The organism is Pseudomonadota bacterium (assembly GCA_026388255.1).
In the GTDB taxonomy this organism is placed as follows: domain Bacteria; phylum Desulfobacterota; class Syntrophorhabdia; order Syntrophorhabdales; family Syntrophorhabdaceae; genus JAPLKB01.
In genome coordinates this window covers 7977-17639 of the sequence record JAPLKC010000017.1, presented here as the reverse complement: position 1 = coordinate 17639, position 9663 = coordinate 7977, and the positions used below count along the sequence as shown (strand labels likewise).

Sequence of the window (9663 nt, the reverse complement as noted above, 5' to 3'; positions counted from 1 at the left end):
CGATACCTATATATACTTTCCTACCGGACAACACTTTTACTGATTCTGTAGATACTCTTTTCATTTAGAGCCTCCTCTATTTTTTTCACAAGTATATCAAATACCTGTGAGAGGGCGAACAATCTATCATAGTATCTACAAGTTGAGCATAGAGCCATAGAGCCTTTTGACTTTGATCGTGTATTACGAAAAGAAATGTTGGTTTTATAGGCAGCATCATTTGTACAAAAAACAACACTTGGGCCCAGCTTTCCTTCTGTAATAGGAATGGGATTTTTAACCGTGATTGGAGAAGATAACCGTTGAGTTATTTGATAAATTGCTTACGAATCCAATATTTCCCGGACCATCCGGGAAATTTGAGTCATGTCGAAAGGCTTCTGGATAAACCCGTGGCATCCTTTGTCCATAATCTGCTGCGCCTGACCGTTTAAACAGTAGCCACTGCTGAGAATTATCCTTACTGAAGGGTTCAGTTCCCTGATACGGTCAAAAGTTTCACTTCCCGAGAGCCCCGGCATGATCATGTCGAGAACAATAAGGTCGATTCCGTCTTTCTTTTCTTTATAGAGTGTAATTGCTTCCTCTCCATTCTTAACTCCATATACACTGTACCCGAGGGACTCAAGGATTTCTTTATTCACCACAAGGACATCCGGTTCATCATCGACTATAAGGATTGTCTCTGTGCCTCTCATAATTTTCAGAACTGTAGATTTCTCTTTCACAACATCCTTCTCTGATGCGTGGAAGTAAAGTGTAAATGTAGTTCCCTTGCCGGGTACACTAATGACGTCGATAAAACCGTTATGGCTTTTTATAATGCCATAAACCATTGCAAGACCCAATCCGGTGCCCCTGCCAAGTTTTTTTGTGGTAAAGAAGGGTTCGAAGATTCTTTCTTTTGTCTTTTCATCCATGCCCACACCGGTATCACTGATGGATGTCTGCACATACCTTCCGGGCATCATCAAATAAGGTTTTACATAATTCTCACCGATAACAATATTCTTCGTTTCAATGGAGAGGTCTCCTCCTGTTGGCATAGCCTGCCAGGCGTTGAGGTAAAGATTGAGGAGCACCTGTTCTATCTGGCCATGGTCCACTTCCACTGCCCATATGTTTTTTTCGTATTTACAGTGTATGGTAATCTCTTTTTTGGTTCTTCCGAACATGGTGGAGGTCTTTTCAATCAGTTCATTAATATTGATGGGTTTGACCGCATAACTTCCTCCGCGGGCAAATCCCAAAAGTTGATTTGTTAAATTTGCCCCGCTTTGCACCTGATTTTCAATCCTTGTGAGTTTTTCATAATGGGGATGGGATGGATCGAACTCCATCAACATAAGGGAAGCATAGCCACGAATCCCCATAAGAAGGTTGTTGAAGTCATGGGCAATACCTCCTGCAAGGGTGCCGATGGCTTCCATCTTCTGGGCGTGCATGAGCTCTGTTTCCAACCTTTTCCGCTCGGTAATATCCTCGCACACCATGATATTATCGCCGTTTTCCAGGAGCACAGGGATAAAATTGACTACCTTCGTTGACCCGTCTTTGCATGTTGCATTGAAGACCCTTGGCCGCTGCTCTCCATAGTCAGCATTATTCAGATCATCTAACCATGCCGATATGACATTGTGGCGGTAAGTTTCATCAGGATATGCCTTTCTTAACCATGTTTTCCCGTCAGGTATGTCACTGAGGTCATAGCCGAATATGTCCATGTATTTTGGGTTGATATAGAGAAATTGTCCATTTTTATTGATTAAAGCCATCCCGAGAGGTGCATTTTCAGTAAGGATGGCGAACTTCTGCCTCTCATATCTTAGTTGTTCTTCTGCCTCCTTACGTTTGGTGATATCCTCTATAGTACCCTCATAATAAAGGATATTCCCGGCATCATCACGGACTGCCCGGACATTCATGGATGTCCAGATTTTACTTCCGTCCTTCCGATACATCTCGGCTTCAAAGTTCTCAATCTTTCCCTTGTCCTTTAGAAGACGGATGTACTTTTTTCTTTGTTCTTGGTTGACATATAGTTGAGTTTTAATATCGGATATGGTGTTTATCATGTCCTCGGGAGAATCAAAACCGTGCATATGGGCTGTTGCAGGGTTGATGCTTATAAAACGTCCTTCAGGGGTGCTCTGGAATATACCTTCAACGGCGTTCTCGAAGATAGAGCGATATTTTGCCTCGCTCTCACGAAGCGATGCCTCGACAGTCATCAGGCTTGTTATATCATCGAGGGTCTCAATGCCGGCCATGATGTTTCCTGACGAATCCCTTATAACTGCTGCGGTAAAGCGAAGCCATACCCCTCCCCTCATTTGCGGGAAGTAACTTGTTGCCTCATATGCTCCTTCAATGAGTTTGGATTTATTAAACATACTGCCGTACCATCGGGAAACCTCGTCTTCTTTGGAGCCTTTTACTACCAGGTCTACGAGACAGGGTCTTTGTTCCTTATAAAAGGCCTTCCAGTAATCGGGGTGGCCCAACATGTCTTTCGCCTTAATGCCACTATATATCTCAAGGGCTTTATTCCAAAGAATGATGTTATGGTTTTTATCTATCGCAAATTGGGGAATTGCAGATCCTTCCGAAATTGCTGCAAATCTGTCTTTGCTCTCATGCAGCGCCTTCTCTGAATGCTTGCGCTCGGTGATATCGCGAAAAAAGGCAGAGAAGTAAGCTCTCCCATCAAGCGTTACGGGGCTTGAGCTGATATCCGCGTAGACGACGGAGCCGTCATTGAGGAGGACAGGAATCCCGGAAGAATACGAAAGACCACCGCTCAGATGTTTCTGAAATTTCTGTTCAATACTTGCCCACTCTTCTGCGGGATGTATGGATGAAATGGACCTGCCAATTAAGTCCTCCTTGGAACATTTTAATAACTCGGCCATGGCGCTGTTTCCCAGGATGATCTTTTTGGTTTTTCCGTCGAAAAAAATGATGCCATCTTTGCTGCTCTCAATGATATTTCGGAGCCTGCCCTCAGATTCCTTCAAGGCCTTCTCGCTCTCTCGCAGGGCCTCTCCCGCCTGTTTGTGGTCTAATGCTGATTGTTCCAGCTCTTTGATTCTCTTTTTTAAGGTGGATATCTCTTGGATCGATGCTGAATTTGTACTCGATGGATCTTTCATCTGGTCCCCGTGGCGATAAATAATGCCGAGATGTATCAATTATTAGACAGATTACCGGATATTCATCGAGGTGTCAAATGCTAATTCATGTAAAACATAAAATAAACAACATGTATAACCCGGGTTTGTATTGATTTTTTATGTGGGTACTATTCACACATAAAGATTTGTGCAGGGGTCGCTATTACCAATCGAAACAATATATAATTGTTTATTCTTGAAAAACTCGATTGCAGGGAGACAGCCGTACTCTGCAGGAACAGAAAACAAGCTGTTAAGCGCTTGCACGTTTCATGTGGTATTCAATAGGCTCTCCCGATCGTGTATGGTGCAGGTTTGTAGTTGGAAGCTGGTATTTAAAATCATTGACTGGAATAAATAAGGAAGAAAGACATTTGGAATGAAACAGATAGTCCTGATTGATAGATCAGTAGGTTGGGTTATTCCGAAAAAATGTTACTCGTACCTTTCTCAGTTCCACTTTTCAGGATGAAATATCCTAATCTATTTTTCTTATTTTTTTATAAAATATATCTACATTAAAAATTTGATTCAATATCACGGCAAGAATTGTTGTTGTAGGCAATGGATCGGTAAAAAATGTCTGTATAAACTCTGGTGCCCGAGCATAGAGCGAAGGTAGAAAAGCGGTGCTTAAACCAAAAAATAACGCAATGCCCACCACAAATGTTTTACGTTGATCCAAATTTTCGTTTAGCATCTGTATTAAGCCCGCGCAAATCATAAAACATCCACTAAAAATGAGAGAGGCACCAAGAACAGGCTTTGGAATATGGGATAGGGCATTCGTCAGCATCGGGAAAAATGCAAGAACAATAAAAATGGCTCCTGCCACAACACTAATCCATCTGCTAAGCACTTTTGTGGCACCGGCTAAACCGATATTGCTTGATGATGTGTCCACGGCCATCGAACCCAATAAGCCCGACACAGTGGTTGCAATGCCATCAGCTATTATGCCATTGCGGATAGGCACAAAATTAACCTTATCAAGTTCGGGCTCTGACATCTTCTGGGCAGCCAAAAGATTGCCAAAGGTTTTCAAAGTACTGCCGATTGCAATAACAATTAACGGAATCAATAGATTGAAGCGAAATGTTATCGGGTTAAGAAGTGTATGAAATTGAGGCAACGCGAAAAGTGGACTATTTTTTACAGACACAAGGTTTTGCCAATACTCAGGAATAAGTATCAAAGACAAAATCCATCCCGAGAATATCCCGATAATCAGACAATAAATCTTAACAAATCCCTTTCCCCACAAATTGCAGAAAACCATTATTAATAAAGACACAGCGCCAATAAATATATCTATATTGCGTATGGCATCCCCTTGAAAAGTAAGACCAAAAAACGATGTTATTGAAATCTGAATAATACTGATTCCGACCAAGGCGACAACAAGCCCGACAATGTATATTGGAAATACCTTTTTAAGCTTTTGAATGACTGGCGCAAGAAATATCTCTATAAAACCAGCAACAATAGTAATGCCGCGCATCAAAGGCAAACCACCTATCCACGCCGCGGAAAGAGAAAGACTTAAATAAGAAGGACCACAGAGATTTGGGCATAAATAACCGGAACCCAGATAAGGCAATCGCAAAGCCTGTATAATTGAGCCAATGCCTGAGGCAAGCATGGAAAAGGTTACCAAAGAAGCTGTAAATTCCGGCGTTTCATTGAGCTGACCGGAAAAAATTATAGGTATGCCGATAGCAACAACCATTATCAGAACGTGTTGAAATGCCGACAACAACAAATGTCCTAATGGCGGTACTTCATTTACAGAATACTCGTATTTTTTATTGTCTGCCATTCGTAGCCTTAATTATCCTGGTGGTTGGGGAAGGTCTGTTATCGCGCCGACATAGATTTCCTGATCAGCGATATATGTTTTGCGCAAGTATAAGCTCTTTTTTACAAGTATCCGCTGATATCGGTTTTTCGCCAGAAATATCTCCCAAACTGAATCCTTATTCTCTAGTCCTTTCAGCGCCTTCTCGAATGGTTTATGACCCATCTCATCGACACAATCCAGCAGTTTGAATTCAGTAAGACTATCGTTCATCACAGGCGATATAAGCAATTTGCCGGCTTGGGTAAAAGCAAATACTTTCACATCGCGGAAAATATATTGAGAGACAGGATCTGCTATCTCCGAAAGCGCAGAATCGCCTTTTTCTTTAATCAATTGAGCGGCGTCGTCAACTATAATTCTGATAAACTCCTTTTCTTCGTGAGGATAATTCAAACCGCCACCAACAAATAATACCATACCTTCAGCGGTTGTAACTTTAAAATGACAAGAGGATTTAGGAACAGGATAGAATTTACCCGGCTCCCACCAAGAATAATGCACCCAGGCATGCGGATTGTTTTTATCAGCTAATGCGGCAATCACCATTTGAATTGGTTTTTTACCGTTTTTATCTTTAAGATTCCAAAGGTTTTTACCCTCGAGATGCGGCATGCCTGTGTGATAGATATTCACTCCGTTCATATCGTAGATGTAAAGGTAGCGGTCAGGTGTAAGATAAAGTTTGCGATTGTTTCGGAAATATTCCAAACTTTTCAAACCATCCTTGTTGAGTATCAGCGAAGCATCATAAACAAATTTGACAAGATCTTTTGTATCGCGGTATTGATAGACACTAAGATCTAAATCTTCATATCTACTTTCACAGCCCGATATGAATATAGAAAGAAGTACAACAAATGTTGAGAAAGCAATAATCTGGTACAATCGAATTAATTTATGCATATTCATCAAAGAAAATTTATGTGCTTATTTTAAAGTGACCTTCTCTATAAAATTATACCACATGTTAAGTTAGAATTTTGCCATTTTTCAACTCTTTCTGATTATAATTTAGCATAAAGCAGCAAAATGGAAAAACAAGACTTTCAGGAAGGGGTTAACGCAAATAATTAATTCCCTCTCATCTCTTCCAGCCATTGCTCTATCGTCTTTTTTATCATAACCTTACCGACAATCTCTCCCTTGTCATTATAGAAAACGGCATAAGACGTGCCACCTCCCACAAGCCTATGCCCTGCATTTTTTACTTGCGCAGGCTAAAGCTCGCGTCCACATTTCACCTTTCACTTTTTTCACCCTTCACAACTGTGGTTTGCGTGGCTTTTTCGACACTGTAGCAGCGGCCTGCTGCTGAACATAGTCACAGAGGACGCGTAGATCATTAAAGAGTTCCTAAAGATCTTCTTTGGTATATTTGCCTGCATTTTCTTCAATAGCGGTCCTTATATTTTTGACGCTTGTCCTCTGTCGTGAGAGTGTGGGGTGTGCGGGTTGTTTGGGTGGCTCTAAGCTACGTGTAAGCATTCTCTCAAGGGTGGTATTGGTAACAGGTTGTGCTATGACAATGTCAAAGACTTTCTTTGAATCGGCATAATCAAGGTGTGATGCAAAAATGTAACCCTGAGAAACAGGTAGTTTTCCTGCCCGGATTGCTGCCTGAATCTCATCGGAGAGTTTTAAGAGTGATAGCCCGTTATACACCGTCATTATTGACTTTCCGACGATTTCAGGAGTGGTTACAACTGTTGTAACCACTGCCTAAGATAACAAGTCAGGTTTCCGGTTATACTTTATGAGGTCACTCATCACCCCATCCACATCGTACCCTTTATCAGAATGCCTTGCCTGAATATAGGTCAATATTCCTTTTGCCTGGTCTATGGGATTTAAGTCTTCACGTTGCAGGTTTTCCGTCAACTGAAAGGCTAATATTTCATCTTTTTGTGTAATTGCATTGACAACCCGTGCCGGGATGGATTCCAGACCAAGTTTTTGAGAAGGGACTTAGGGACGTTGTTTCTTTCTGTACGTTCATCCTTATCTTGCCTTGTTGAATTACTTAGAGTCCTGAACATATGTGCCTCTTTTGCCTGAGAAGACAAAAAAACTTGTACGAAATTTTGCAGGTAAAAATAAAGGAGATAATGTTACGCCGAAATCACAGAGAGTATGGCTCAAAGATGATCAGCCAATCCCGTTGGGTTGGTCTTGTTTCCAGGTTGAGCCACTCGATATAGAAACAAATGAAGAAATGGTGCAGGAGGTTTTTCGTGACAGTCATGTCGAAGATAAAATAGAAACCATAGTAACAAACTCCCCGGAGGCTGCAGAACAACTTAATATGAAAGAAAAAAAGCCTTCGCTGCAAACCCTGTGGAAAAACGTTGCCCTTATCTGGAACCCCGGCAATGATATTGTTTAGGCAACCCATGAAGGTAAAAATGCTGAAATCAAAGGGATAGATAGATCCTCGATTCCTGAAGCTGTAAAAAACAGACTGTTTGATAAAAAGAAGAAAAAAGCTATTGCCGATATCCTTGTTGAACATATTGGCGGCAAAAACTTTAGAATTGTCGGGATTAAGGAGAATAGATGAATCTTAAATCTGCGGTTTATGTTTATAAAGGGATATGCCGGGAATGCTTTCAAAATGTTTATCCAGGGTGAATATGAGGAGATTGTGTTCCAATGCAATGGCGGCGATAAAGATATCGGATAAGGGAAGAGTAATCCCTTTTTTTCTCAATGATGCAGACAATGCCGCTGATTTTTGCCATAAATTTGAGTTCATCTCTATGTACGGAAGTTCAGAGATGGCATCCAGGATGGTTGATTTTTCTGTTTCTGACTTTATACCCTGCATAAGCTCAAAAAGTACTATTCCGCATATTGCGACAGAGTCGGTGGAAATAAGTGATTCAAGCATATTCCCGGCATCCGATTCTGTATTAAAAAATTCTATCCATACGCTTGTGTCTGCCAGTATTTTATCGTTCAAGAAGTTTCTCCCTTTCTTTTTGTGCCTGAAGTTCAATTTCTTCTTCTTTCTGCCAGTTATAATCAATCTGAAATCTCCCTCTCAATTCAAGAAGTTTCTTGATCTTTCTCTCTTTTATATACTCCTGCATAGCAGTAACTATGGCTTTGGTTTTCGATTTTTCACCGGAAAGGTTTTGTACTTCAACAATGAGGTCGTCGGGTATGTTTAATGTTGCACGCATATATAGCACCTCCTTTATATGCCTTAATTGTATGCCGATTATTGATGAATTGTCAATGACAATGTATGTTGATATTTTCTTTCACATGAAGGAAAATATCCTTAAAACAATTACTTACAATTTCCGTCTGAACCCAGTCGCAGAGCTTGTTGGGAAGGGACGTAGGGACGTTGTTTCTTTCTGTACGTTCATACTTATCTTGCCTTGTTGAGTTACTACTGAAAGTCCTGAACATATGTGCCTCTTTTGCCTGCTTATATTTGTTTGTTGTCATAGGCATAAATCCCCCATAGCCATTACACAACAATGGTGTTGCCGTATTATGAAATGATATTTCATGTTCTTATTGATCTTAATTGCCCCCCCAACAAATAAGGATGCTCCTTATCTGACCTTGATCCCCTCATCCAGATACTTTATCAGCGGATATACGAAAAACTCGATGATCCGTCTTTTTCCGACCTTGATTTCAGCCGTTAAGCTCATGCCCGACGCAACCGGCGTCATCCGTCCTTCAACCATAAGACGGGATTCGAGAAGGTTGATAAATACTTCATAAACGGGTCCAAGCTTTTCGTCCTCTGTGCTGTGCTTTGCAACATTCCTTATCACACCGTTTAATGTACCGTATTTCTGGAAGTCAAAGGTGTCGATCTTTATCAGGACAGGCATATTGTCTTTTACGAAACCGACATCTTTATTGAGAACCGATGCCTTAACAACAAGGGGCGCATCTACCGGAACGATTGCCATGAGTTTTTGCGCAGGCGTTACCACGCCGCCTATTGTGTGGAAATAAAGATTTGAAATATGACCTTCCACCGGGGAGAGTATGCTCTGTTTCTCGTTCCTGAAGGCTGTTTTATCAATTTCAGCTCTGATTTCTGTTGTCTGTCTGTGTTTATCGGAAAACTCCTTCAAAGACGTTGTCTTGAAATTTTCATTGATAAATGCTATCTCGCTGATAATTTGTTGTCTCTGGTAGTTCAGTTGCTCGATCTTATGTTTCGATTGCTCGATGTTGTTTGAATATGTGAGAATATCATTTGTCGTCTTTTCATATTCGTTCCTTGCAATGATATCAATAACCGTCCTCAGTCTCTTTTCTTTCTCTGAAGACACAACGAGCATGACGCTGTTTTGTGCCTTATCTTTTTGCGTTGATTCAATCTCTTCTTCGATACGGTTCAGTTCCGCCTTTTTCCCCTCAAGCTGTTTCTGAAGTCCTGCCAGGGATGATGCATAAAGCTCCCTCTGGATTTTTATAGTTTCGCTATCGTGAATTCTCGCATCAGGATTAAACCCCTTTTTCCCCAGCGCAGAATACATCCTGAGCTTTTCAAGCTCCAGAAACTGAAGGTTCTTTTTCTTTGATTCTACTTCCGGCGCAGTCATTGAAGGATCGATCTCCATAAGCGCCTGTCCCTTTTTCACAAAATCCCCCTCT

General features: G+C 41.2%; 10 protein-coding genes. 1 reads left to right on the top strand and 9 read right to left on the bottom strand.

Annotation, left to right across the window (positions count from 1 at the left end; genetic code table 11):
* Window positions 1–323 precede the first annotated feature (323 nt).
* The 5 genes from NT178_01260 to NT178_01240 all read right to left on the bottom strand — a co-directional run bounded on the left by NT178_01260 (window position 324) and on the right by NT178_01240 (window position 6912).
* Window positions 324–3152: a PAS domain S-box protein gene (locus NT178_01260; protein MCX5811163.1), complete on the bottom strand. Its 2829-nt coding sequence runs from the start codon at window positions 3150–3152 to the stop codon at window positions 324–326.
* Window positions 3153–3651: 499 nt separating this feature from the next.
* Window positions 3652–4992, bottom strand: coding sequence for a purine/pyrimidine permease (locus tag NT178_01255; GenBank protein MCX5811162.1), 1341 nt, complete (start codon window positions 4990–4992; stop codon window positions 3652–3654).
* A gap of 12 nt (window positions 4993–5004) precedes the next feature.
* Complete coding sequence (locus tag NT178_01250; protein ID MCX5811161.1) at window positions 5005–5937, bottom strand: cache domain-containing protein; 933 nt, start codon at window positions 5935–5937, stop codon at window positions 5005–5007.
* Between the two features lie 450 nt (window positions 5938–6387).
* Window positions 6388–6702: a hypothetical protein gene (locus tag NT178_01245; protein ID MCX5811160.1), complete on the bottom strand. Its 315-nt coding sequence runs from the start codon at window positions 6700–6702 to the stop codon at window positions 6388–6390.
* 51 nt (window positions 6703–6753) lie between these two features.
* Window positions 6754–6912, bottom strand: coding sequence for a hypothetical protein (locus tag NT178_01240; GenBank protein MCX5811159.1), 159 nt, complete (start codon window positions 6910–6912; stop codon window positions 6754–6756).
* Between the two features lie 169 nt (window positions 6913–7081).
* Between NT178_01240 and NT178_01235 the strand changes: the two genes are divergently transcribed.
* Window positions 7082–7417 carry a hypothetical protein gene (locus NT178_01235; protein MCX5811158.1) on the top strand — a complete coding sequence of 112 codons (336 nt, stop codon included), beginning with the start codon at window positions 7082–7084 and terminating at the stop codon, window positions 7415–7417.
* Window positions 7418–7594: 177 nt separating this feature from the next.
* Here the strand turns inward: NT178_01235 and NT178_01230 are convergent, their stop codons facing one another.
* From NT178_01230 to NT178_01215, 4 genes are all read right to left on the bottom strand, one after another.
* Window positions 7595–7993: a PIN domain-containing protein gene (locus tag NT178_01230; GenBank protein MCX5811157.1), complete on the bottom strand. Its 399-nt coding sequence runs from the start codon at window positions 7991–7993 to the stop codon at window positions 7595–7597.
* On the bottom strand, window positions 7983–8216 hold the full coding sequence (locus NT178_01225) for a type II toxin-antitoxin system VapB family antitoxin (GenBank protein MCX5811156.1): 234 nt from the start codon (window positions 8214–8216) through the stop codon (window positions 7983–7985). The genes NT178_01230 and NT178_01225 overlap by 11 nt, the downstream gene beginning before the upstream one ends.
* Before the next feature lie 52 nt (window positions 8217–8268).
* Window positions 8269–8496, bottom strand: coding sequence for a hypothetical protein (locus tag NT178_01220; protein ID MCX5811155.1), 228 nt, complete (start codon window positions 8494–8496; stop codon window positions 8269–8271).
* A 104-nt stretch (window positions 8497–8600) separates the two neighbouring features.
* Window positions 8601–9663, bottom strand: a 1063-nt coding sequence (locus NT178_01215) for an HlyD family type I secretion periplasmic adaptor subunit (protein ID MCX5811154.1), incomplete at its 5' end; no start/stop codon positions are given.

Excerpts from the sequence above, each read along its gene's own strand:
- NT178_01250 (MCX5811161.1), bottom strand. The coding sequence starts at position 5,937 with ATGCATAAATTAATTCGATTGTACCAGATTATTGCTTTCTCAACATTT.
- NT178_01225 (MCX5811156.1), bottom strand. The coding sequence starts at position 8,216 with ATGCGTGCAACATTAAACATACCCGACGACCTCATTGTTGAAGTACAA.
- NT178_01220 (MCX5811155.1), bottom strand. The coding sequence starts at position 8,496 with ATGCCTATGACAACAAACAAATATAAGCAGGCAAAAGAGGCACATATG.
- NT178_01260 (MCX5811163.1), bottom strand. The coding sequence starts at position 3,152 with ATGAAAGATCCATCGAGTACAAATTCAGCATCGATCCAAGAGATATCC.
- NT178_01245 (MCX5811160.1), bottom strand. The coding sequence starts at position 6,702 with ATGACGGTGTATAACGGGCTATCACTCTTAAAACTCTCCGATGAGATT.
- NT178_01255 (MCX5811162.1), bottom strand. The coding sequence starts at position 4,992 with ATGGCAGACAATAAAAAATACGAGTATTCTGTAAATGAAGTACCGCCA.